General features: G+C 40.2%; 24 protein-coding genes, 1 tRNA gene, 1 other RNA gene and 2 pseudogenes. 2 read left to right on the forward strand and 26 right to left on the reverse strand.

Going from position 1 to position 25,170, the window contains the following annotated elements; genetic code table 11:
* Window position 1: 1 nt before the first annotated feature.
* On the reverse strand, window positions 2-1,654 hold the full coding sequence (locus tag NQ782_RS19120; RefSeq protein WP_002059763.1) for a BCCT family carnitine transporter: 1,653 nt from the start codon (window positions 1,652-1,654) through the stop codon (window positions 2-4).
* A gap of 20 nt (window positions 1,655-1,674) precedes the next feature.
* A complete protein-coding gene (locus tag NQ782_RS19125; RefSeq protein ID WP_001129656.1) occupies window positions 1,675-2,787 on the reverse strand; it encodes a tartrate dehydrogenase in 1,113 nt (370 codons plus the stop codon).
* A gap of 103 nt (window positions 2,788-2,890) precedes the next feature.
* Here NQ782_RS19125 and NQ782_RS19130 point away from each other — a divergent pair, with 103 nt between their 5' ends.
* Entirely contained in the window at window positions 2,891-3,871 is a 981-nt protein-coding gene (locus tag NQ782_RS19130) for a LysR family transcriptional regulator (protein ID WP_001061609.1), read from the forward strand.
* A gap of 52 nt (window positions 3,872-3,923) precedes the next feature.
* Here the strand turns inward: NQ782_RS19130 and NQ782_RS19135 are convergent, their stop codons facing one another.
* The 5 genes from NQ782_RS19135 to coaD form a co-directional block, all read right to left on the reverse strand.
* Window positions 3,924-5,108 carry a porin gene (locus NQ782_RS19135; RefSeq protein ID WP_057094037.1) on the reverse strand — a complete coding sequence of 395 codons (1,185 nt, stop codon included), beginning with the start codon at window positions 5,106-5,108 and terminating at the stop codon, window positions 3,924-3,926.
* A gap of 149 nt (window positions 5,109-5,257) precedes the next feature.
* Window positions 5,258-5,334, reverse strand: a tRNA-Met gene (locus NQ782_RS19140).
* 64 nt (window positions 5,335-5,398) lie between these two features.
* Window positions 5,399-5,753, reverse strand: an RNA gene (gene rnpB / locus NQ782_RS19145) — RNase P RNA component class A.
* Window positions 5,754-5,780: 27 nt separating this feature from the next.
* Window positions 5,781-6,044, reverse strand: a complete 264-nt coding sequence (locus NQ782_RS19150) for a YfhL family 4Fe-4S dicluster ferredoxin (protein WP_001979799.1) — start codon at window positions 6,042-6,044, stop codon at window positions 5,781-5,783.
* A 1-nt stretch (window position 6,045) separates the two neighbouring features.
* Window positions 6,046-6,537 (reverse strand): pantetheine-phosphate adenylyltransferase, encoded by a 492-nt coding sequence (gene coaD / locus NQ782_RS19155; RefSeq protein ID WP_000047853.1) that lies wholly within the window; start codon window positions 6,535-6,537, stop codon window positions 6,046-6,048.
* Window positions 6,538-6,858: 321 nt separating this feature from the next.
* Here coaD and NQ782_RS19160 point away from each other — a divergent pair, with 321 nt between their 5' ends.
* Window positions 6,859-8,073: an integrase arm-type DNA-binding domain-containing protein gene (locus NQ782_RS19160; RefSeq protein ID WP_057691460.1), complete on the forward strand. Its 1,215-nt coding sequence runs from the start codon at window positions 6,859-6,861 to the stop codon at window positions 8,071-8,073.
* Here NQ782_RS19160 and NQ782_RS19165 read toward each other — a convergent pair.
* From NQ782_RS19165 to NQ782_RS19255, 19 genes and pseudogenes are all read right to left on the reverse strand, one after another.
* On the reverse strand, window positions 8,070-8,264 hold the full coding sequence (locus tag NQ782_RS19165) for a hypothetical protein (RefSeq protein ID WP_000084538.1): 195 nt from the start codon (window positions 8,262-8,264) through the stop codon (window positions 8,070-8,072). The two genes, NQ782_RS19160 and NQ782_RS19165, sit on opposite strands and share 4 nt — an antisense overlap.
* Before the next feature lie 124 nt (window positions 8,265-8,388).
* Window positions 8,389-8,457: pseudogene (locus NQ782_RS19170) on the reverse strand (lysozyme); the annotation flags it as partial.
* Between the two features lie 314 nt (window positions 8,458-8,771).
* The gene (locus NQ782_RS19175) at window positions 8,772-9,140 is read right to left on the reverse strand and encodes a hypothetical protein (RefSeq protein WP_267581299.1); all 369 of its coding nucleotides are present in this window, start codon (window positions 9,138-9,140) and stop codon (window positions 8,772-8,774) included.
* Entirely contained in the window at window positions 9,140-9,649 is a 510-nt protein-coding gene (locus NQ782_RS19180) for a lysozyme (RefSeq protein WP_114166607.1), read from the reverse strand. Before NQ782_RS19180 ends, NQ782_RS19175 begins: the two co-directional genes overlap by 1 nt.
* Window positions 9,633-9,908: a holin gene (locus NQ782_RS19185; protein ID WP_267581300.1), complete on the reverse strand. Its 276-nt coding sequence runs from the start codon at window positions 9,906-9,908 to the stop codon at window positions 9,633-9,635. The genes NQ782_RS19180 and NQ782_RS19185 overlap by 17 nt, the downstream gene beginning before the upstream one ends.
* A gap of 66 nt (window positions 9,909-9,974) precedes the next feature.
* A complete protein-coding gene (locus NQ782_RS19190; RefSeq protein WP_267581301.1) occupies window positions 9,975-13,400 on the reverse strand; it encodes a host specificity factor TipJ family phage tail protein in 3,426 nt (1,141 codons plus the stop codon).
* Window positions 13,393-13,755: a hypothetical protein gene (locus tag NQ782_RS19195; protein WP_002057089.1), complete on the reverse strand. Its 363-nt coding sequence runs from the start codon at window positions 13,753-13,755 to the stop codon at window positions 13,393-13,395. The genes NQ782_RS19190 and NQ782_RS19195 overlap by 8 nt, the downstream gene beginning before the upstream one ends.
* The gene (locus NQ782_RS19200; RefSeq protein WP_000368382.1) at window positions 13,752-14,258 is read right to left on the reverse strand and encodes a DUF1833 family protein; all 507 of its coding nucleotides are present in this window, start codon (window positions 14,256-14,258) and stop codon (window positions 13,752-13,754) included. The genes NQ782_RS19195 and NQ782_RS19200 overlap by 4 nt, the downstream gene beginning before the upstream one ends.
* A complete protein-coding gene (locus NQ782_RS19205) occupies window positions 14,258-14,656 on the reverse strand; it encodes a hypothetical protein (RefSeq protein WP_000277446.1) in 399 nt (132 codons plus the stop codon). Before NQ782_RS19205 ends, NQ782_RS19200 begins: the two co-directional genes overlap by 1 nt.
* Before the next feature lie 92 nt (window positions 14,657-14,748).
* On the reverse strand, window positions 14,749-15,336 hold the full coding sequence (locus NQ782_RS19210) for a hypothetical protein (protein WP_267581302.1): 588 nt from the start codon (window positions 15,334-15,336) through the stop codon (window positions 14,749-14,751).
* Window positions 15,337-15,426: 90 nt separating this feature from the next.
* Window positions 15,427-19,935: a tape measure protein gene (locus NQ782_RS19215; protein ID WP_267581303.1), complete on the reverse strand. Its 4,509-nt coding sequence runs from the start codon at window positions 19,933-19,935 to the stop codon at window positions 15,427-15,429.
* A 61-nt stretch (window positions 19,936-19,996) separates the two neighbouring features.
* Complete coding sequence (locus NQ782_RS19220) at window positions 19,997-20,398, reverse strand: J517_1871 family lipoprotein (RefSeq protein WP_032021511.1); 402 nt, start codon at window positions 20,396-20,398, stop codon at window positions 19,997-19,999.
* Between the two features lie 68 nt (window positions 20,399-20,466).
* Window positions 20,467-21,228, reverse strand: coding sequence for a hypothetical protein (locus tag NQ782_RS19225; protein ID WP_032021510.1), 762 nt, complete (start codon window positions 21,226-21,228; stop codon window positions 20,467-20,469).
* Window positions 21,229-21,318: 90 nt separating this feature from the next.
* Window positions 21,319-21,756 carry a surface-adhesin E family protein gene (locus tag NQ782_RS19230; protein WP_032021509.1) on the reverse strand — a complete coding sequence of 146 codons (438 nt, stop codon included), beginning with the start codon at window positions 21,754-21,756 and terminating at the stop codon, window positions 21,319-21,321.
* A 111-nt stretch (window positions 21,757-21,867) separates the two neighbouring features.
* The gene (locus tag NQ782_RS19235; protein ID WP_032021507.1) at window positions 21,868-22,326 is read right to left on the reverse strand and encodes a DNA-binding transcriptional regulator; all 459 of its coding nucleotides are present in this window, start codon (window positions 22,324-22,326) and stop codon (window positions 21,868-21,870) included.
* Between the two features lie 8 nt (window positions 22,327-22,334).
* A complete protein-coding gene (locus NQ782_RS19240; RefSeq protein WP_032021506.1) occupies window positions 22,335-22,634 on the reverse strand; it encodes a DUF4258 domain-containing protein in 300 nt (99 codons plus the stop codon).
* Between the two features lie 502 nt (window positions 22,635-23,136).
* Entirely contained in the window at window positions 23,137-23,652 is a 516-nt protein-coding gene (locus tag NQ782_RS19245; RefSeq protein WP_267581304.1) for a hypothetical protein, read from the reverse strand.
* Between the two features lie 69 nt (window positions 23,653-23,721).
* On the reverse strand, window positions 23,722-24,639 hold the full coding sequence (locus tag NQ782_RS19250) for a phage tail tube protein (RefSeq protein ID WP_267581305.1): 918 nt from the start codon (window positions 24,637-24,639) through the stop codon (window positions 23,722-23,724).
* Window positions 24,640-24,691: 52 nt separating this feature from the next.
* Window positions 24,692-25,170: pseudogene (locus NQ782_RS19255) on the reverse strand (phage tail protein); the annotation flags it as partial.

The raw sequence follows: 25,170 nt of genomic DNA on the forward strand, positions 1-25,170 counted from the left end.
TCTAGCTGGTTTTTCTATCCAGTTTGATTGAGCTTGCAAGCTCAAGCTGCATCCGTTTTGCATGTTCATCTTGAGTCTGGTTTAAACCAATTTCCTGATCATCATAACCTTGTTGCTCAATTAAATGTGATGGGACTTTGGCATAATCTTGTATGAGCCATTTCACTAAGCCATAGGTCTGAATCAGAATAATCACGATGAATGGTAAAGCCGTCACAATAGTTGCCGTTTTCATGGTATCTAATGGTGCTTTACTAAAGATCATGGCAATTGGAACCAAGGTCAGCATGACACACCAGAACAAGCGTGCATTTGGCGATGGATCTTGCCCTTCACTTAAACCGCGTGTACATGTTGCTGAAACCGCATACCCAACTGCATCCATATGCGCTGCCAAGAACACCACCATAATGCCGAGGAAAATCCACATCATGAGTTTTCCGGCAGGTAATAGGCTGAGCAATTGACCAATCGCAACCTCACCACCTTGTTGGCTCAAGATTTGTGGCACATTTACAGCCCCATGAATAAAGCTATAAACGCTATAGTTTTCAAATACACCAAAGATGAACCAAAGACCAACACTGCCACCAATGACCATGGCAAAGATCACTTCTTTAATAGTACGGCCTTTGGAAACACGCGTTACAAAGAGTGCCACACCTGGTGCATATGAAATCCACCATAACCAGTAGAAAACAGTCCATTCACGGGTAAACTTGCCGTCACCCATTGGATCGGTAAACAAGCTCATATCGACAAAGTTAGTTGCCATTAACCCGAAACTCATTAATGAATTATTCAAAATGAATTGAGTCGGACCAAAGCAAAGTACATAAATTGCAAATAACACTACACCCAAGCACACCATATGGCTTAAACGCTGCATGCCCTTGTCCATACCTACATATGAACTGAGTGCGAACAGAACTGAAACTGCCAAAATAATGATGACCTTGGTCATAAAGGTATTTGGAATACCTGTGAGCTGAGACAAAATATTGGTAAATGTCACGGCAGTGAGTACCAATGAAATCGTCAATGCGCCAAACATACAAAGCAAAAACATTAAGTCGACCAAACGACCAACCACTCCAGTTGATTTAAAGCCTGTCACAGCCTCAATCACTGAAGCTAAACTTAAACCCTTGTTTTTTCTCACATGGTAGCTGTAGCACAAAGAAATTGATGCCAAAGCATAAATTGCCCAAGCACTTAAGCCAGAGTGAAAAAACGAGTAAGCCACGCTATATTTCAATGCTTCTGCTGACTCAGGCGGTAAGCTCAAACCCGGAGTTTGATAATAGTAGGCCCAGTCCAAAAAGCCCCAGTACAATGTAGAAGACCCAATACCCGACAAGATGAACATAAAAATCCATGACATCGTGGTGTATTGAGGTTTTCCTTCTCCAAGCTTAATTTTTCCGTATTTACTAAAGGCAAGACCAAAAGTAAAAATGATAGCTAAAAAAGCAAACAGTAATACTGGGGTTGTAAATACCGATGTCGTCCACTGCATCCACGTTGCAGCAATCTTTATCGATTCTTGCGAATAAATCGCCAAACCAGCAACTGAAATAAATACAAACAGTAAGCTGGTTACGGCAAGGAATTTATCCGTATAAATTTTTGTGTTTTGATTATCCATATCCATACATCCATTTTTGGATGGCGTTATTCCATAGCGAATACGTCCATTTTAGTTTGGGCTACACATGATGCAATTGCATCTCCTACCTCATAAGTCTTTGCCTGACCGCCGATATCGGCTGTTTTTGGGCCATTAATTAATACATTCTCAATCGCCTGCATAATATCTTGACCCGCTTGGATACAGCGCTCGTCTTCTTCTCCAAAGAATTCGAACATCATGGCACCCGACCAAATCGCAGCGATTGGGTTGGCAATTTGTTTACCGTAAATATCTGGTGCTGAACCATGGACAGGTTCAAACAGTGATGGAAATTTTCTTTCTGGGTTTAAATTTGCAGAAGCTGCCAAACCAATGGTTCCCGTACATGCAGGACCTAAATCGGAAAGAATATCGCCAAATAAATTCGATGCCACAACCACATCAAAACGTTCAGGTTGTAAAACAAAACGAGCCGCTAAAATATCAACATGCTGTTTATCAGCTTGAATTTGTGGATACTGTTTTGCCATCGCATCAACGCGCTCATCCCAGTACGGCATGCTCACTGCAATACCATTTGACTTGGTCGCTGCGGTAATTTTTTTCGCATCTCGCTGATTTGCAAACTCAAATGCATAACGCAAAATTCGGTCTACGCCATGACGTGTAAATACGGCTTCTTGTAAAACAAACTCGCGGTCTGTTCCTTCAAAAGCTTTACCGCCAATCGCTGAGTATTCACCTTCACTATTTTCACGAACCACGTAGAAGTCGATATCGCCCGGTTTTTTACCTACCAATGGACATTTCACACCCGGCATTAAGCGCACTGGACGTAAATTCACATATTGGTCAAAACCACGACGGAACTGGAGCAGCGAACCCCAAAGCGAAATATGGTCAGGCACTTTATCTGGCCAGCCTACAGCGCCAAAATAAATTGCATCGTAGCCCTGCAAAGTTTCGAACCAGTCATCTGGCATCATTTTGCCGTGCTCAAGGTAGTAATCGCAGCTTGCCCAATCGAAAGCATCTAGCTGAAGATCAATGCCGTACTTCTCTGCTGCTGCCTTTACAACCTTAATACCTTCTGGTAGAACTTCTAAACCAATGCCATCGCCTGCAATCGTGGCAACTTTATATCTTTTTGCCATAAGCTTCCTTCACACCTTCGACTAATATCCTTGTATGGCTTAAACATGATGTTTTAAGCAAAAATGATCAACAACAGAACTATCACTCCAATGGACACGGATCGTGAATAATCTACCTAACCTATCGGATTTAAAGGTTTTTTGCACAGTCGCCAAACTAAAAAGTTTTGTCGAATCTGCTGAGGAACTCGGGACATCGCCAGCTTTTATTAGCAAGCGAATTAATATTTTAGAAAACACGTTGAGCTGCAAACTTTTTCATCGCAGTACACGTCACGTTAGCCTGACAGAAGATGGCAAACTCATTCTTGAGAGAGTTTCAAATATTCTTGAAGAATTTGATGAAGTTTGTGAACTGGTCAATAACCCGCTCAGTACGCCTACGGGTCGTATGGATATTATTAGTAGCTTTGGTTTTGGCAGAAAACATGTCGCACCAATTTTGTCTAAATTAATGATGCTGTATCCAAAACTACAGATTCATTTTGATACCATCGACAACACCAAAGACCTGATTCAACACAGTATTGATTTAGACATTAGAATTGGTAATGAAATTGCACCCAATATGATTGCGAAGAAGCTGGCTTCTAATTTTCGTATTTTGTGCGCGTCACCGAGTTATTTACTTAAACACGGCGTACCTGACAGTATTGAAGATTTACAAACACATGACTGTTTAACAATTAGTGAACGCGACCAATCCTCGGTTTTATGGAAATTTAGGCATGCTTCCGAAGATGTCTCAGTACATATCAAACCCCGCTTTGTTTCAAATAACGGCGAAATTATTCATCAACTTGCCATAGAAGGTCACGGTATTATTTTCCGTTCGATTTGGGATGTTGCAGATGAATTGATTACCGGCCAACTTCAGCATATTTTGCCTGAGTACTGGCAAGATGCAGATGTCTGGGCAGTTTATCCATCACGACTCAAAAGCTCCTCCAAACTGCAAACCTGTATTTTGTTTATTCAAAATGAATTGCTCAATCGTTTACAGCATGTGCAAAACCTAAGCCGTGGTCAACTCATTTCACCAGCGGTCAAACGAGAACCACCGCCTGAAAAAGTCTTTCTATAAAAAAAGCCCTAAGTGGGCCTGTTCACTTAGGGCAATAGTTTACTTTTAACTTTTAGAAATAATATCCAATTGAAAGATAAAACAGTTTATCCCAATCATTACTGCTACCTTGTGCAAGGCCATTCGCCCCACCACCTACCATTGGATCATTTTTACTCATAATATATTCACCCTGAATACCAATGGCTTTGTAATTAAAATAAACGCCTGCAATTAAACGCTCAGAGTCTTTATATCCATCCTCATCTTTGAAAAAGCGGCTATGAGAGATATAGGGCTTAATATTTTCAATTTTGTGGAATGGCTGAGCAAAGGTATAGTTAATTTCATTGACTAGATATTTGCCTTTGTTAGCAACTTGATACGGATAATCAAATGCTCCAATGGTTGAGCTATTTGGCAATAAATTATCGCCATTAGTGACATCTTGCTTACCTGCTAAGAACATCCATTGCCATGCTTGATATTGCGTTTGAGCAAATACATTCCATGATTTGCGGTGTCCATCTTCATCTGTTCTTTTATTTTCTAAATCTGAATACCAAACTGAACCACCTAACTCGGTCGAAAATTTTTGAGCTTTATCAAGCTCAAATTTTCTAGAAGCTCGAGCAATCCACATATTTTTTTCTTCAATATTGGTTCCTGTAGTTAAATCATCAGCTTCAACGAAATTACCACTATATCGGCTTGAGTCTTTTGATGTCCCCTTATAATTTCCTCCATCAGTTGGATAGAATCCTAAGGTTAAATTGTATTTGTCATCTGCAAATTTATATTTAATCCCCAGATTATCAATATCTTCTAAACCAACGGTATTTAAAAGCGTTTCGTAATAACTACTTCCCCAAAATTCACCAAAGCCAAAATCAACAGGCTGCAAACCTGCCGTGACTCTTTGTTGGTCAGATAACTTATACCCTACCCAAGCTTTTTTTAGAAAAATCGCATCACACAAGCGATCATATTGATAACAACGGACATCCGCACCTGCAATCCAATCTGGATTTTCATAACCTAGCACTAATTTAATATCAGTTAATCGCCAGTCATCATTTTGAGAACCTTCATTTGCATCAACTACATAATCTTTATGCAAATAACGAGAACGTACTGCGCCAGAAACTTTAAATTGACCCGAATCTAAAGTTGGATCTCCCCAACTTAAATCAGCCGCAGAAGCCTCTACTCCCGCCGTTAAACTTAAAATTCCTAAAAATAATAATGACCTTTTCATGTCTTCAACATCCTTGTTAAGTGTTATAAGAACATGAAGAAATTGGCTTAGACAAACAATGCCAGAAGTATGAAGTCGGTCTTTACAAACTGTGTTTAATCAAAAAAACAAGCATAAAAAAAGACCACGCAGGAGCGTGGTCTGTAAAATGGTGGCTATGACGAGACTTGAACTTGTGACCCCCGCATTATGAGTGCGGTGCTCTAACCAACTGAGCTACATAGCCGTAAACTGTGCGCGCATTATCTTAGCTTCTTAACCGCGCGTCAAGAAAAATTTTCAATAAAATTAGGTGAAGTGAGCCTATAAGCCGGGTTCTGTCGAGGATGGTCATTCCTCTAGGCGTACAATCACTCATACGCTCAAGCGACCTACCCGAATCCAGTACGGGCCGCACCTAGGATTCCTATTTGGTCTTGCTTCTGGTGGGGTTTGCCATGCCGTGAACTGTTACCAGACACGCGGTGCGCTCTTACCGCACCCTTTCACCCTTACCTCACGAATGAGGCGGTCTACTCTCTGCTGCACTTTCCGTCGGCTTTCACCGCCCAGGCGTTACCTGGCACCCTGCCCTATGAAGCCCGGACTTTCCTCTCCTGCTTCAGTCACGGAGACCTCCACAGCAGCGACCATCCGGCTCACTTCGAGGGCGCATATTAACAAATTTATTGACTAATTGCTTGTGCTTTTTTGAGCAATTAATCTTTTATATTTGTCGAGTAACTGTTCTTCCGTTTCCTCATGCTGCGGATCTTTTGGAATACAGTCTACTGGACAAAATAATTGGCACTGTGGCTGGTCATGGTGACCAACGCACTCTGTACATAAATCCGGATTGATTTCATAAATCACTTCGCCCATAAAGATCGCTTCATTGGGACAAACTGGTTCACAAACATCGCAGTTTATGCATTCATCAGTGATATATAACGACACGTTACCAACCTTGTTGATGTTTACGTTCAAAAGCTTCAACCACAGCTTGCGGAACAAACTTGGTTACATCTCCTTTTAAACGAGCAATTTCTCGAATTAATGTCGAAGAAATAAAAGAATACTGTTCAGAAGGTGTTAAAAACACCGCCTCGAAATGTGGATCAAGCTGACGGTTCATATTGGCCAGTTGAAATTCATATTCAAAGTCAGAAACTGCTCTTAAACCACGAAGTACTGCTGTGGCCTTTTGTTCTTTAAAAAAGTTAACCAACAAACCATCAAAACCTACAAACTCAACATTTGATAGATGGCCTAATGATGATTGCGCCAGTGCAACTCTTTCTTCTAAGCTGAACAAAGGGTTTTTATGATGTCCAATTGCAATCGCTACTACAACTTCATCAAACATTCTTGATGCTCTAGTAACTAAATCAACGTGCCCATTCGTGATAGGGTCAAATGTTCCAGGATAAATTACACGCGTTTTAGACATCCGCTAGTACTCTAATTGTATTGTGCGCCTATTTTAGCAAAAGTTATACATGAGACGAAATATTGATATGTGGGAAAAAACTTCACCTTGGCATCAGTTTACGGCACAATAGGGACAATTGTGGAAGTTTGAATTATGGCGAAAGCAACAGTAGTAAAGAATAATAAGTGTCGATGTTTATTTTAATTCTCTATAGTTCCTTTTTTAAAGCTAAGTTATTGAATTATAAAAGTTGCTGTTCTTATTAGTTCCTTATAGTTTGTTTACATCCTCCAAAAAAACGGGTAATAATGCGGGTAACAAACTACTTACCCTTACCTCATGGCCTCTGTAAAACTTTCCGACCTAAAGATTAAAGCACTAAAACCCAAAGAAAAAGTCTACAGAATATTGGATGCAGATAGACTTTACATAGAAGTTCGTCCTTCAGGAGCTAAAGTTTGGCGGTTTAAGTTTGTTTTTAATGGTAAAGAATCTTCTATGAGTCTTGGCGAATACCCGGCTATTACTTTGGCAGACGCTAGAATCTTAAAGGATGAAATGCGAGCAAAATTAGCCAAAGGCATACACCCAGTAGAAGATAGACAAAATAATAAGGCCAAGGCATTAGAAGAAGGAAAAAATACATTCAACGCTATTGCAGCCGAATTTAAAGAAAAACGTATGACGTTGAAGTCTGAAATTTATCAAGAGAAGTTCGATACTGCTTTAGAAAAAGATATATGCCCAGTTATTGGCAAAAAAAATATTAAAGATGTGACTGCGGCTGACGTATTGAAGATTTTAAATAATACGATTAATCGTGTTACTAAAGAAACCAATGGAAAAATGACGGGTGAATCTGCTGCTTTACAAAATCGAAGATTCATTGGTGCTGTAACCCGTTATGCAATTGCTACTTTAAGGCTTGAGAACGACCCTACTTATGCTGTACGTGATGTGATCAAGCGCCCTCGTGTAAAACATGCAAGAGCCTTAACTAAAGAAGATAGAAAAAAGGCAAGAACTCAATTGCCTAAATACAATGGAACAGAGACTGTTAAGAATGCTGGCTTCATTCTCTTATATACAATGCTTCGGGCAATTGAAATTAGAAAAATGCAATGGAAATGGGTCGAGTTTGATACACGACTTATTAGATTTCCAGAAGAGGCAATGAAGAAATCCAGAATCCATATTCTCCCTATATCTGACCAAGTATATGAAGTACTTAAGCGTCAATATACAATCTCTGGTGATAGCGAATTAGTTTTCCCTGCTATTTTCAGTAAGAAAAATGATGGCATGTTAGCTAAAGAAACGCTTAACAGTATGCTTGAATATATTGGCTTAAAAGGCGTTACCACTCATGATTTTAGAGCTACAGCTTCTACCCTACTGTATGAAAAGGGCTATGAGGAAGCTTGGGTAGAAAAACAGCTTGCTCATGCTGAATCTAACAAAACCAAAGCATCTTATGACCATTCACAGCACTTGGATGCTAGGCGAAAAATGATGCAAGACTGGGCTGATATTGTTGATAGCTGGAAAGACTAATAATTTTGCTTCTTATCAAAGGTCCATCTTTTGCCATTGTAAGTCACTGTGCCATCTAAATTAATCGGCAACTCTTTTAATGAGTAGTCATAAATTTTAAGAACATTCCCATTCTTATCTAAATCAGCGGGTAGATTGCAAGTATTCTCCATTCTGCCCGCTTCCGAAACCATGATCATGACTTGCGACATCACAAAGCCCTTACACAAATCGAGACATTAACGTTACTATTAATTGTGTGAGCTGTGCAACCTGAGAAGATTAAACACAGCAATGTGATGATCGATGCAACTTTGGTACGTTTGCACATATTAGTTACTTCTTTAAAAAGAGTGCTCGCTCTGCTTCTCGGCGACGAACAAGGCCCTTCATAACCTTACCGCCTTAGTTTACCTCAGCAAGCAAATTACATGTGTGCTCAAGCTTTCCAACTTCTGTGACCATAATCATTAATTGCTGTATGATAAAACCTCGAGAGAAAAAGAGATGAGAATAATTTTGCTCAAAATGTGCAATTATCCAGATTATTGAGCAAATAATTACACATTAATAAAGGCTCTTACTTAAGAGCCTTCACAATCGCACCGTGTCTTGCTTTGCAGTCATTATATTTTGCAACTGTATCAACTGACCAGATCATTAAATCTTTGCCCGTTGTTCCCGCCAATTCGTTCAGATCTGGGCATGGTTGCAATAGGTTAGCTGGTATTACCGGCTTTAATGAGTTCATTGAGTTGCTGCACCCCAGCATCGTCAACACAGCTAGACTTATAAACAGGACGCTCAACGATCTTTTGCACTTCACGCTCAATATATTCGACTTTAGTGCTTTGCTCTGCTTTGACTTTTTCATAGTCTGCGCTCACTTTATTGATCTGATTTTGCTTTTCCGCAAGTGCTTTTAAATTCTTGCGCTCAATCTCTTGGATCTGCGATTGACACTTTTGTTCAGCTTCTTTTAACTGACCAGTTTTGTAATTGAGTACAGCCAAAGATATGGCCAATAAAAAAGCGAGAAACACAATAATGATTTCTCGCCAATATTTAGCAGCAAATACAATCCACATCACTGCGCTCCCATACATTTTGCGTGTCGTTCAAGCTGTCTGGTCCAAACCCCATAGCAGCCGTTAGAACGGATTGAGCAATCGCGCTTTGCAACATATTTCCATTTCAATAACGATTCGCAAGCTGCCTTATACTTCCCTACCTTTAGATTTTTCAGCATTGATGAGCTAGACCATGCACCAATCCCGTATTGATACGTGAAATCGAGGTATAGGTCATATTCAGTTTGTGATAATTTCACGCCCTTCAATGAATCTTTAAACGCGACTTCACGCTTAGCCACATCATTTCGCAACCACTTATCTGCGGTCGCACGTGTAATTGGTGGATCTGTCATTTTTACGGGTGAGCCATCTGGTTTGAATGTTGAACCATGGCCCTGTGTTGGACGATCCCCTTTAACGGGTATCACTGGCTTTGATGTAAACCCTTCATCGTTTTTTACGCCCACAAAAAAAGCAGCCGAAGCTGCTAAGACTGCTGCAATATATTTAGTCTTGTTTGACATCACAGTCACCTTTTAAGTTTTTTATACGCAACTTGTATTCAGCCTTTCGCATTTCGTGCTCCAACTTTTCACGGCGATTACGGGCAATTGCAAAATAAATTTGAATTGCTAAGCCAAGTGCAGCAATTAGCAAGCCGCCCCATGCGATAACATCGATCTTTGCTGCAAATCCGATAAATGACCCCACACCGCTGGTTGCTGTTACTTTTGATGTTAATGTTGCTGCACTAGCTTCAAGTGCAGACTGAGTTTCAGACATTTTGTTTCTCCAGAAATAGGCAATAAAAAAAGCACCCGAATTGGGTGCTCAAAGTTCTTTTAAAGTTTAAAGGGTTTGTAAGATTTTCCCTCCGTTAATCAATTGAGTTGTTAGCGGCGCCACCCCAACAATTGCAGGTCCACCCGGCCCCGGCTGGCCTTCAGTTGTGCCATGGTATTGCCAGTTCCATGTTCCATCATTGGTGGATTTGGTACCTCGTTCGCCCCAGTTTCCACCATCACCTGATAATGGAGACCCATAACGGTCATTTTGGGTTCGGTAACCTTTACCGGGTACCGAAGCTTCGGCATCGGTTACTTTGACAACCATAAAGTCTCCATTAAAGTACCAACGCCAGTCTTGTGAATCGTTAGTAATAGGTTGTCCGGTCATAACCCGACCAAAAGGTGCTCCAGCTCCACCGGGAATACCCTGAACTCCATACGATAATCCTGTATAAATACCGCTTGGTGTTGCGCCGCCACCAGATCCGCCTCGAGCTAGAGTACCGCCATCAATAATCAGGTTTAGTTTGCTGTGCCGGTTCAATAAACCGGGTGCTCCCTGAAACCCATCACGGCGGGTTTTGGTAAAGTTGTAATCCGGATCGGTTTCCCAAGCGCCAAATGCCAAATGAGGTAAACCGCCATCACCACCACGTCCAACTACAGCACCTTTAATCGTCAGATTCACCACCAGATCAGGTGGGAACTCCCCTGTATCTATCGCTGGTAATTCAGTTGCAGCAGGAACGATATACTCTCGTTTTGCAGGACTAGACTTATAGTCGAATTTATAGACAAATCTGGTTTCCGGTCGATAAGAACTTGAGCTTGAAACCAGCGCACCAGCTTCAACTACAAAGCTAATTTCTCCAGTCGTTGGTAAATCACCTCTTTGCATTTGATATAAACGTGCGAGATTAATATCAAGCTGGTCATATCGAATGTAGATCGGTGAATCATCAACCGGTACATCAATAAAGTCTTTATCGTTGAGGTAATAGCGCTCATCGTAATTAATTGCAGTAATGGTATTAGAGAACTGGTCAGCCGGTTCTCTTTTCGCTACCAGATAAGGCAATGAGCCTTTGGTATCGTCATTAACCACCGTGTAGATAGTATTTACAAAATCATCAGGACTAAGCTTTAAGGCCCCGTTCGGTAAACGGCCTAAAACTACTTTGTTCTTGGCTGAACCCGGCGTAACGGGAATCAGGTCCACGGTACCATCCCCCATTTGCAAATAAATCACATAGCTCTTGCCTGCAATGAAATCTACATCATGGCTTAAGGTGAGAATTAAGCCCTCTTGCTGTACCACCTCACCGCTTTGATGAATACCATTGCGATAATCCGCTACAGCAATCCGGTCACGTAAAACCAATAATTCTGATTCTGGTGCCGCATCAAAGGTAATGGATTTGCGCTGGAAGCGCATCTTGTTCCAAATCCGGTATGCATTGAAATGCGCTTGCCACTTGTTTCGTACACCAACAGATTTCACCTCTTTTGGGTTTTTGGCTCCTTTATCCGGTAAATAGATATTGATACGGCTATCGTCGGTCGGATCCGTGTATTCATAGATCAGTCCGTCGTAGTCATCCATCACGCCAAAGGTCAGGTCATGCTTGTAACTATCCGGAATGATATTCCTGAAGTTAAACAGCATTACCGAGTTATCAGTTGGCCGTTCAAAATAAAGCTTGAGCTTATTGTTTTGCCGATATGCAGTACAAAACACCGCATCACAAAGATTGGTAACCAGCTCTTCAAAAGATAGATTCGTATCATCAATGGTAGTACAGAACTCAGCCGCTAGCGGCGTACCAAAATAATCAACTACATCATTATAGGTCCGATAGATGTTTTCAAGATCAATCTCATCGATCGAACGGCGGCCAATCTTGTCATCGAGTGCCATAGATACCAAAGCATCAGCAAAGCTAGACGTTGGATATAGCTCTGTTGTCATTGCCCCGTTTTTATAAGTCGGCAACATTCGCTGGAGATCAAAATTGATCTTGCGGGACTTAACAGATAAAGCTCCAGTGGTTGCATAAGTACGCGCACGAAAAACCGTTTCATGTTCATACACTGTGCTTTGCAAAGGATATGCACCGTAAAGCGCCTGCCACTTTACTTCATCCACTACCGTTGTAACCGCGGGTGTTGGTGTTAATCGGCGTGCACGGACACTACAACGCCCCTGAAACGTGACCATATCAAGTGTTGCACCAACGGTCTGACGTGACTTTGCCGAACCCTTCAAAATGATCTGTTTCAGCATCGGATTGCCAATAGCTGCACCAGATTCATTAACCGGTGTTACTTCAACTTCAATCGTGACGTTAACAGCGGCCTGATTCCCCCCTGCTGAAACGGTATAAAGTCCATTGGTGGCCACAAAATTACACAGCACCCGACTACGTTCAACATTGTCCAGAATGAATGGACCAATCCATTTTTCACCTATTGAACTGATCTTTGGTGACAAAGCTGCTGTTTGCTGGTTACTTAACTCTTTAACCTTTAACCAGTTAGCATTAACGGCCGCCGGATTTGATAACGTCATGCGATCATCAGCTACTGATAGAACGCTGTAAGTGCCGTTTAAATCATAAGTCTGGCCGTTAAACGTAAATGAGGCATTGGTGATTTCTACACGGTCATTACTTACAAACTTAGTGGTTAAATCCGTATTGTTTGCTGTTGCCCGTAGGATCTCGTTTGGATATGCAAAATGAAGGTAGTTCGTACCTTCTAAAGACTGTGTGTCTGCTGGACGGAGAACTTGGCCATTAACAGAAGTTTGATGCTGAACCGTTAGTGGCGGCGTGGTAATTTCGGTACCAAGCGAGAAATATGGCTCACCTGAAACAATATCTACACCTGGTCGAAAGACTTCTACCGATGCGCCAGCAATATCAACAATGTTGGTTTCACCGTCATATGCACCGTTAATTTTATAGTGTCCACGACCAATACAACCCACTACATGCTCAACTTCAACGTTGTTTTCATATACCTTGTAAGGTACTGCGATTAGGTCGGGAGTATTCCACCCAGCTCCATAGTTATCAGCAATACGACCATTCACCCGGATCTTGTTTTCCCGGTTAGAAAGTTCATTGTTTGCTGAAGAAGACTGGTTAGTATTTTGAGTAGTCTGGGCTATCGATGGAGTCGGCATTAAAAATGCGATCGCAATACTAATCACAATCGAAACAATAGCAGCAACCCATTTTGGGTTCTCAACTACGATAAAAGTACCCGGTAAGAAATCAAGCTGCTTTAACTCATAAGCATTCTTCGGTGTGACTTCGTTCGCAAATGAAATTTCCGCATGATCCATATTGCTTGTGGTATGAAAGATACGGACATGCTCAGGCATATGTTCATATTTTGAAGTGAGCCATTGCCCAATGGTTTGAGCCTGCTCAATTGTCTTTTCTTCAGACAAAGCATCTTTTTTATAAATAACTTTAATCATAATAACTGACCCGATTAAACCCCATTCCCATCACGAACTCTTCAGGCAAATAAGTGACTCCGCTTTCCATGAGATGAAGAATCTTTTGCCCACGAAAAAGCCCCACATGCGGGGGCTTATTTCTTTGTCTAGGATGGAAGGCGACTATGCAGCCTTCCTTGGGCATGGGTAGCGGATTTAAAAGTTTTAACCGTGAAGATAAAAAAGTAATTTTGCCCTTAGGCTGCATAAAGAGTTCAAGCGCTTCCGCCCGATCTATGCCGTATAGGTCCATTGCAGCTTCATGAACAAAGTGAACACAGTTGTAGTGATCCTCGTCATATTGCCTATCGAGCAAATGATCATGACTTTTCATATAGCCCCCTTCAAACCACTAAAGCGATCCAGTGCAAAAATGTCCCCAGTTTTAGTGGTATTTAATCGTGGTGATTCAGCCTTGAATGTCACAGCTTTATGGTTCATTGCAACACTGGAGAGTTGCAGTCCGAGTAAATAAAACATTGGAGAATTCAGATTGTCTGAACTGTAAATCCGGTAATTTACTGTTGGCTTTACATCTGGATATTGGCCTTCGATTACCCGTTCAAACTCATCAGGCATTACATCACCTAAACCAGATATAGAGACTGTTAAAGTCTGGTCCAGATCACCCAGCATTCCGGATCTTTGAATAGATGCTGGCAAAAATTCATAATAGACCTGACCGGATCCTTCCTTATGTTGTACATACACCCCGCGATCATCATTACGAACTATTCGGTATGTGTTCATAAAAGAAGGATGAGAAAGCTCAATACACTCCAGTTGATAGACATCAACTTTCCGGTTGAAAAAGAACTTGGCATATTCGTTATCCATTAGACCTCCCAATCCTTAATCAAAGCTATATCGGCCGTAAGGTTAGGCTGGTTTTGAACAACTTCGAGCTGTGCATTTACCCGGTAAAGATTGCCATTCACTTCATTGGTCTTGAACGAGTTCGGAATGAAGTTACATAGGTATTGCTGACGTGCTCCCTGATCAATCACCAGATCTGCATAAAATGAGGCCGGTTTATTCTGGTAGACCCGCCAGAACGCCATCATTTTATTGAAATCGGTTTTACTTAAATTCCAGTTCACATCGACAATATGGCTATTACGTTTTACATCGATGTAATAGCGACCACGCCCGCCATCCATCTGCTGACGCTTTACATCATCACCTGGTGTTACGCCATAGCCGCTGGTCTGAGGATTTAGCTTTAACTTGTACATAACTTTCCTTCAGGTAATAAAAAACCACCTCGAAGGGTGGTTTGATGAAATAAGTTTTAGATATTTAAATTAATTACAAAAACAATTTAACATTAAGAAATCGATTTAATAATAGTTTCTTTACCATCTTCAAAAATCTCTTTCACTACAAACTTGCAGTAGGCTCCATCTTGAGATGGTTCAGTCAGTAAAGCTGGATTCACAAAATCTTTGATCTGTTTAAAACGGATCAATTCATAATTTCCATTGCTTTTCAACTGATAGTCCATTTTTACATCACAACTATACATAGTAGTTGACCCAATAACAGAAGTAAGCCTGAAAGTTAACTTCTTATTTGCGGGTACTTTAAACTCAAAAAATTCTTCACCATTATTTAAACTGATTGTGGGTTTAGGCATATTTAATTTTTTGGGCTCATGCATAGAGCCATACTTTGTTAAATTATTTGAAATCTGCTTAGTTATTAGGTTTTTTGAAATTTTTTCACCCTCATTATTTTGATAAGTAATATAGAACTGCACCATGGGTACATTACTTCTATAAACCCTTAAATTCGCTGTATCACCTGCTATTTCATCTTGATACATATTTGTAGATTTTACGAGATTATTTACCGCAGGAATGGCACATCCCGTAAGGCCTAAAAGTGTTGTAGAAATTACAATTATTTTTTTCATGTCTTAGCCATCAATTTTAATGCCAACAGACTCTATCACCTTGAAATTTAAATATTATGAAAATGAACCCTCCGAAAAGGGTTCAAATTATTAAGTACGATTCCGTCTTGCTGTCGTATTCTCAGTCAAAGACCGACTAATGGTTGAGTTTGGATTTGCGATTTGGTCACTTACAAGTTTCGGTACCTTTCTTGGAAGCTGCTTATCCAGTTCATCTGTAACAATGATCCGGACTGTTTTCTCATCCAGTTGTTCAGCTTCAACTGTTGCTCCACTCACCTGATTAATCACTTCAATTTTAAAATTGATTGTCGGTGAAGCTGGCTCAATTGAAGGCATAATCTCAGCTTGAGGACGTGAAGATTGCCCTAAGGTAAAGTCCTGCACATCATCCAGATTTGAGCGATCCTGAACCAAGCCATTTGAAGAAAAATAGACCTTGCCATCATGGAATAGATCAGAATTTACCGAAGAAGCTAACTTATGTGCGTCTCTATTACCCTTATAAATAATCTGAGTATCTTGAACCGGTTGATTAAAGATGTCAGATTGCTTTTGGCTTTCTATAAAGGCATTAGAGCTCATCATTGCACGGCGCATGACACTATCAGCAGAGGCATTGTTATTGAGGAAAGCTTCAGGGCTTGAACTCTTACGCATTTTCTCAACTAAACCAACACCACCCCATCTTTTAATGTCTTCTTGGGACCATACAATTTCGCCTTTGTGGACAATGCCTGCTGGAGTGTGTTTAAGCCCATTTCCTGTATAGCCACCGTCAGAGAATCCTGCGATAGTTTGTCCAGCAATGATCCCGGCATTTGCATAACCAAGTCCAGTTATCATCGTGGCATAAGTAGTTTTTTGAGCCAATGTTAATGCGGATGGATCAGCCATCACTTGTGCAGCAGCCAAGTGAGCGGAGATAATTGCTGAAGCTATAGCAAAAGATTGTTGAGCCACAAACATTGCTTTATAAGAGCGTGAGTTTTCACCACGAGCATCCTTAACAATTTGAGTCAAATTCCCCCATGTGCTTGAAGCAGATGAAAGCATCTGACTGTATAACTGCAATTGACTGTCGTGATCTGCTTTTCTTGCATCAATCGCCTTTAGGTGGTACTCATCCTCCATTTGCTGTCTGGCTTCCTTGAATACTCGCTCCGCTTCCAATCTCTCTTGATAGCTTGCTTTCTCTGACTCTAAAACAGCATTAAGATTGTCTTTTAGCTTCTGATAAGTTTGAGCGTAATCTTCATCCAATACTTGCATATTGGTTTGTTGGGGCTTGGCATAATTCATGGACTTAAGAAATTGACCAGAAGTGTCATATTTATCAGTTAAAGGGCTTCCAACACCATTGCGAATAAAATCCGCCTGAAATGCACTCATCCTCCTTCTGCGCTCTTCAAGATCAGTGATTTTCGATATTTCATCATACTCAAGAGCATATCGTTTTTTTATACGCTCCATTTCGGCCATCATGAACTGCTCAGCTTGAAACAAGCGCTGCTCTTTCGCCAATTCTGATAATGCAATTTCTTGCTTCATCTGTAACTTAAATGAATCAATCGCAATTTTGCGCTGTTCGTCTGTTAATTTCCCCTCAGCAACCAGACGTAATGAATTGGTTTCATATGTGTGCTCAAGCTTTTGTTTTTCAGTCCACTCATGGCCATTCACCTCAAAATCAAATTGTTTTTGAGCCAATTGATCTTCCGCATCAAAACGCTCTTTGATCTTTGGGATTAGGTTAGCCTGACCTGTCTGCAGTGCTAGATTAATTTCTTCATTGCGCGCCTTAGTTCGCTTCGCCTGCTCACTTTCATATTGATCTTGTAGGTTTAAACCCTGCTTGATCAACTCTAAACGCGCTTTGATTTGCTCTCCATAAGCCCTGTCACTATCACCTTCGGACAAGCCACCTTTGCCAACACCACCAGCAATGATGTCGGAATAACGGGAAACCTTGCCTACATATTCTGATACCTCCTTATTTCTTGCCTTGCTGCCAGATACCTTGCCTGTTTTAATGAACTGCTCTGCACCTGCCTCACCTGCATTATGTGAAAGTATTGCCTGAGCCAGGTTACCTGTTTTTTCATAAACCTTAGCAATATTATCAATTGCAATTTTCCCCGATTTTTCCAGATCATAACTATCTGCAACAGACATGTTATTCTGTTTACGATAGCCACTTGTTGTTTGAAAATATCCTATTGCACCAGTATGACTCTTGGCATCTCGAATACCTTTGGATTCTTGAGCCAACAAGCCTGCAATTACACTTGATGGTATTCCTTTGCTTTCTGCATACTTGCCTAAACCACTTGCTTCAATTAAAGCAGCAGAGCGTTTGGCTACCTCCAACTCAGCCTGCGTGATTTTAAGTCTCTTCTTACTCTCCTTGTTTTGCTCACGTATAGAATCAGTTCTAGCATCCGTGATGGCTTTGATTGATTCTTCTGATTTCCAAGTATCCACTAATGACTTCAACGCTTCTTGGTCTACTGCCTTAAGACCCTTAGCTACTGAATCTTTCCAAAGCTTCAGTAAATCATTAGCCTGAGATTCAGAAAAACCCTTTTTCATTACTATCTCGACAAATTGTGTATCCCACAATTTATCTGCATACAATTTCTGTAAGGACTTTTGAGCCTCATCTGCAGCCTGTTTTGTATTCTTGATAGCTTCAGCATGCTTCTGTTGCTCAATTGCTGCATTTTGGGCTTTATTACCCGTTAAGGTAACTTCAATACCAAACAATTTAATGGCTGTTTTGGTCTTATCAGCCTTATCATAAGCTTCATTATATTTGTCGATTTGCTCCTGTAATGCATCTCTTAGGCTTGGGGGTAACTTCTGTTTAGCAAGTTGCTCCATAGCCTCCTTGTAGCTAATTGTGCCCAATCGAGCTTCATTAGAAATCCTTGTAAGTTCAACATTACCTTTACCGAAGTTTTGAATATCAATTAAAGCTGAACCAACAGCCATTTCTGTTTTTTTCAACTCCTCATTTTGAGCTTTAAAGGCCGTTGTTAAGTCGTTAATAGCTTTGGTTTTTGCCTCACCTTTTAAGCCTTTTAATTCTTCAGCTGTACGGTTAGCCACTTCGGCTTGTTCAGCAAGTGTTCTATTCGCTTCTTCTGCCTTACCTTTAAAATAAGTATATGTTGCTGCTAGAGCGGATACACCTAAGGTAATTGCTCCAATTGGACCACCGATCAGTCCTAATGCTCGGCTACCAATACTACCAACTAAAGAGGAAGCTGCTGAGAGCCGTGTTTGTGCAGCAGTTTGTGCATTTGTAGCAGCAGTTACTGCGGCTTGTGCCTGTGCATACCGAGTCGCCGCTGCAGTAGCACCAAATTTAGCTTGGGTTTCTGCATTTGTAGCTCGTACATTTGCTAGATGAGCTTTAGCTGCATTCAAAGTAGCGGTAGCTTCTGCATATTCTGCTTGAGCATTTAATACAGAGGCTTGACGGCTTGCTAATGTTGATGCCATTCCCTCTTTAACCGCTGCGCTCTTCATCAAAATTGCACGAGTGATATAACCAATACCAACCACCAATGCTCCATCTGCAATTAAATCTAAATTACTTGCAAGAGTTTGAACGGATCCAGCTAATACCTGTGCGGCACCACTGCCTTTGCCAGCCTCACCCACAAATTTAGTGATTTCGTTATTTAAAAGTGTGAGTGATTGACCAATGGTTATATCTGTTTTTGCGAATAATGCATCGACATCATCTTGTACATTTTTAAGAGCCTTAACAATTTCTTGTGAAGTAATCTTTCCTTCTGCAGCTACTGAACGTAATTGCCCAACAGTAATACCCATGCCCTGAGCAATAGCTTTTGCTAAAGCTGGGGTTTGCTCCATTACCGAGTTAAGCTCTTCACCGCGCAAAGTACCACTGGCAAGCGCTTGCCCGAACTGTACCAATGCTGCATCAGCTGCCTCTGCACTTGCACCACTAATCGCCACTGCTTTTGACACTGTTTCAGTCAAACGCGCTGTGTCATCCATTGTAAGATTCAGCGTTTTAGCATTATCACTAAAGCGTTGGTAAACCTGTAAAACAGAATCCCAAGCTGAATATGTTTTTTGTGCGATCTGGAACGTATCTTCAGTTGCTTTATTTAGTTCAGCTTGATTATTAGTGACTAATTTAAGACGGTTCTGAAGACCTGTATAAGTATCCATATTATTTATGGCTGCATTAATCGTTACCAATCCAGCCATATATCCTGCTAATGACTTAATAGCAGTACTGTAAGAACGAGCAGATTTTTCCTGTTTATCTAGTTCTTGTGTTGTCGTTTTTATTTCTTGCCCATATTTTTGAGCTTGTTGTGTAGCTTGTTTAGTAGCCTCAGCAGTTTTATTTACTACATAAGATGAATTATTAACTGTAGTATTAAAATTTTGAACAATATTATTTGTGACCTTAATTTGCTTGCCTAGCTCTTCAGAGGTACGGGTAGCTGAATCGCCTTTTTCAGTAATCTTAGACATTTCTGCAGCTAAGGCTTTAGCATTGCGTTCAGCATTTTGCGAATCAATAACAATGACCAAACGGGATTCTTGTGCCATATCACTTTTCTCCAGGCAATAAAAAACCCGACACTTGGCCGGGCTGTTGGTTTAGTTGAATCTATATTTCTTTAGCGCATTTAAGTGATGCAGCTTTTAAGGCATTATCTTTCTTGTAAACCATATCTATATTAAATGCAGATAATGTTGTTTTTGCTTCTAAAACTTCTTGGTTAAGGGCTATAACTTTTAAGACCATTCCATTTTGAGAATAAAGTTGACCATTTGAATACTTAATCTTATTCAGAGTTATGTTGCCACTTGTGTCTTCACAAAGAATCCCGTTGCCATCTTCATTCAACTTAATCGTAGAAAGCCCTGGACCAACCGAAGTTGTCCAAATACCTGTAGCCTGCGGCTTTGTTGGAACAATATCACTGAATTTATTATTTATCATTTGAGTTACTGGAGTAACACAGCCACTTAATGAGATCGCAAGGCCTAATAAAATTATCTTTTGCATATTTCCAAACCCTTATCTTCAGATAGAATTTAACATCGACTTTGGTTAGCTTCTGTTTTTGTCTCTTTTTAAGATAGCAACCACAGCAATAGAATTAAACCCATCACAACACAAATCACTGTTATAGCGAATCCTGAGCTTATCCCTGTCCTTTTTTCATTATTTGACTTACTTTCAGTAGGTGTGGATTTTATTAGATTATTAGTCTTTTCAAACTCCCTAATTTGCTTCTTCTCTGGCTTTTTTAATGGAGGAGGAATCCCAATATGCTCTTCCTTTTTTTTATTCTTTCGTTCAGCCAAAAACCTATTGTTTATAACATCTTTATTGTTTTCTGGAATTTTTATAATAGGCTTTTCCTCAATTTGAGGAGAAGTAACAATCTCTTTTGTTCCATTTTCAGAACTCAAAAGGCTGCTTGAAAAATGTTGTACTGACTGATAATCATAACTAGGAAATAGATCTAGTCCTTGTTTAAAGTTCTCGAATCCATCATCCTTCTTTGCTCTTTTATAGTAAACTCTTAATCGATCATCATTACTATCATTCAAAGGGTTCTCTAGCTTACCCACTTTATAAACATAAGCAATGTGATACAAAGCTTGTAAATGTTTTCCTTCTATTCTAAGTAAATTTCCCATTGTGATATGCACAATAGCATCAAGCCCCAAAGTTTGCTTTTCAGTAAAGTTACATTGTTTTGCGTGCTTGAAATAATTTATTTTCTGCTCGTTAAGATGTCGCCAAGCATCATCAAACCTTTTTTCTTTAATAGCCTCATCGGCTTTGAGTTTATGCTCGGCAGCAGGGCCAAGATAGTCTTTAAGCATAAAAATACCCCTTGTTTAGGGGTAATTTAACAAACTGGTTACTAAATGTCACATAAAGAAAAACCCGCACTTGGCGGGTTCTTGTTGGATTTATTCTCCATTCATCTTCATATAGCTACGTGTGCCTGTATTGATTTGATAAGTTGCGCATATAGAATTTAACATTACTTCTGAGGCACTTTCAGGTACAAGATCTTCTAGTTTTGGATAATTTATTGAAGTTGTTAACTCATCGAATACTTTACCATTTCGTCTAGTGACTATCTGTTTAGCACCAGAAAGTCTGTTTTCGCAATCAAAATAAGTTAGCGATAGTATTTCATCATTAACTTTGGTTTTGGCAATTGGTTTCTTAACTATAACTTTTTCCCAAGCCTTAATAATACTTTTACCATTATAATTTATAGGTGTAATACTATCTGAATCAAAATAAAATACAGATGCATCATTATCCCCAACCTTTTCCCATGTTGCAGCAAGAGAATTTGTACCCAACGATAAAAGTGCTAAAAATACTAATTTATTCATTATTCTCTCCTCATGAATGAAGAAAGAATACCAGAAAGTTATCAATCACACATTCGACATAAAGCTACATTAAAAAACCACCCGAAGGTGGTTTTTATCAAACAAGACTAACTAAGCTATTTCACAATTACTTTGATGCCAAGAATGATTAGTTCCATATGAGAAGCTAATTTCACTTGGGACTAATGTTCTTTCTTGGTGATTTAATGATTCGATCATATTTCGTAATTCACCATCACCCTGCACATGCTCTTTATATAAAGCACGAAGTAAAAGCTCTGTAGGTTTGCCAATTAAACCGCGATCAGCTTCCCAATGTCTAATACTAGTTTCACCGACACCTAAAAGCCCAGCAAGATTTTTCTGTGATAAGTTCAATTCTTTTCGTAAAAAACGAATTTCCTCACCATTCAGGTCAGGCTTTTGAGTAATTAAGTACAACCCAATGGCATTATGAAGTTCATGGACAGACTCAATTGATACGAGTTCGCCATAGTCTTCATCATTTTCAATAGTAAATCCATTGCGCAGCCAAATATTGCTCAAACCGCATTCTTCATAGTGATACATAATTTAGCCTACTCTCTAAATGTAGTGACTACTACTGAGAATTCACCGTTCTCGCTCTGTTTGATTGCCACAGCAGTTGTTATGTATTCGCCTGCAGTACGAACAGAAACATTTAACTGACAATCACCACGAGTATTTGGGTACGGCCCCTCAGTAATTTCTCCATGTTCAAAACAGCAAATAATTTGCTTCATAGAGATACAGCGTTCTTTCATTCTCTCTTTTGCATGTGCAGTTAACCTGATTTTGCTAGTATCTCTAGCAAATGCTCTAAGTTTTTGTTTAGCTTCAGTTAATGTTAAACACATACAAGCAAACACCAAGTTCTCGAAAAGAGTAAAAGAATGCTGAACCGTCAAATATTGACGGTAAGGTGATTATTCATCATTTGATATTTACGTGCAATACCTTAAAGGTAAATTTCTGTCAATCCAGATTAAGTATTTTGTAACATCAACTACGTTATTTTGAGTCGCGTTTACGAACAACTACTTAATTGTTTGAGGTTTTGACCTATTTGGGCTTTGCTATTCTTGGCAATAGCCCAAATAGGTCATTTACCTTTGTTTTTAGCAGAATGCTTCCTGTGTGCCTCGTCCAAAAACAAGTTATCCAAAGCAAAAATACAGTCATTAAAAATATGAGCAGCCACAGGCAAATCATTATGCTCAGCATATACATTGATTGCCTGCTGGTCTAATGATAAGGGAATGCCCTGCTCATAACGCCTAGATCTGCAAATAGTGCTAAATGCCGAAAGAATAGATTCAGCCGCATATGAATATTCTGGAGGATCAGGAATTCGACCACCTAAGATTTTAATTTGTTCGATTTCGTGCGGCGTTTTCGACGCATACGTTTTTTGGTATTTGTAGAGCTCGATGACTTTCCCAAAATTAAAGCCTTGTCCTTGTCGGCTTCTTCCTGAATCTTCTGGGCCTGCTCTTTAATGAACAACCAGATTTGAATGCCGATATCACCCATATTCAGTAATTTCGAAGCATTCTCAGGTGTATAAGGTTTTTCGGACTCGACCGTTTTACCGTCTATGATTTCGGCAAAAACCACGCCCTTCCAGTCTTCAATTAAATGGGCAGCACATGCATCCATTAACAGTTCGTGATAGAGCTTGGGGTTTTCATCTTTGACCATTACATCATAACCTTTAGACGAGATCTGGTTACCTGCTCGCTCTATTGCTACTTGAAAGGGTTTATACGCAACACCCCGGACTTTGAACTCTGCCTGTACCTCTCCATCAACCCCTTTGTATTCACACCATTTTGATACGTCTGAGCTTTTAATAATTCCGACTTTTAAAGCCATAACAACCTCTAATTTTTAGTAATAAAAAAGCCCATGGGATTCCATAGGCTTTGTTATTGATTAAGTTGATTACACAAGAGCACGTACAATTGTTGGACTAGTACGCACTTGGGCAAAATTGATATCTATTGTAATGATGTCATCGCCACCACCATCCGGGTGATTTGCTTCCTTAACTTCAAGTTGCGGGAAGTTAAACGAGTACTTACTGCCTTTGCTGTCTGTAATATCAAAGGTCAATGTAAATACATCACGGGTTTTAATGGCATCTATCCAAGCAGCAGATGTTGCTGAAAACATGAAATTGGCATTTACACCAATATCCATCATTTTTTCCAAGTAGAACTCAGGCGTGTACTTACCAGAACCGATACAACGGATCGCTTCCAGATTATTACTAAAGTTGATGGTGAGTGTCTGCAGACAAGCTTTACCTTGAATTGACTGACCATTAATAAGTAGCTTTTCAACGTTCGGCATACTCACTAGAGGGCGAGTCGATGCTGGAATAGGATTGGTAACAGGATTAACCTGCTGTCGCGTAAATGAGCTACCCACTAAACCAAAGTTACCAGTGATTTTACCTGTGGTCTGGATCGTCATTTCACCTGTATTCACTTGAATACCTCGATAAATAAAGACTTGACCAATATCTTCAAAGACTTTTACTAAGGTAAGTGACTTACGGACTCCACCACCAAAACTTAAAGCATTACCAGCCCAGTTATTGAATGCTAGAACGTTTAAGAACAAATCAAAGGTGCCGAGCGATAATTCAAACTCTAGTTGACCTGTTACTTCGGCTTCCGTTACAACAGCACCTTGGCGAAAACGTGAATCAACTACTTCACTGCTATCTTCAGTAGTAACATTTTCAGTCAAACTATCAGTAACACGGCGAACCGTGTACCAGATCGGTTTTGCCGGGGTTGTACCCAATACTGCTTCTTCACAAGCATATAATCGAATTTTTGCGCCTGAACTCATTTATGGTTCTCCAAAATTTAGGCAATAAAAAACCCGCTGAGTTAGCGGGTTATTAAAGTGTTTCGTTTGTATCTGAGATTTCGGGCGGTTCTACACCATTCATTGCTGCAGCAACTGCCTGAGATAAGTTAGTCGGCTGGAAATCCACTGGTGTTTCACTCAACGGCTCTTCAGGCTCCGGCTCAGGTTCTTCATGCAGACGTATATCAATCCAGCGGCCTTCTGGAATATCGAGCGGATTTTCGAGATCAGCTACAATGGCTGCCTTTTCCACATCAAACTTACGTTTATAAGTTTTAATAGAAAGATCACCATTTTCTAAGGTTGAATATTCAACTGCTACTACCGTATTACCATTGGCATCCTTAGGTACTTCGATGTACCAGCCTTCCTGAGCAAAACCTAATGAGCCTTTCACTAAGTAATCACCAGTACCCAACTTATCGAAAGTGATTGGTTGCTTAGCTGCATCGTTATTTAGCTCAATATGACTTTGGAAAAGCTTAACGACTGGCGAAGCGGCTTTAATAA

Source organism: Acinetobacter sp. BD54, assembly GCF_044778325.1.
GTDB lineage: Bacteria > Pseudomonadota > Gammaproteobacteria > Pseudomonadales > Moraxellaceae > Acinetobacter > Acinetobacter baumannii.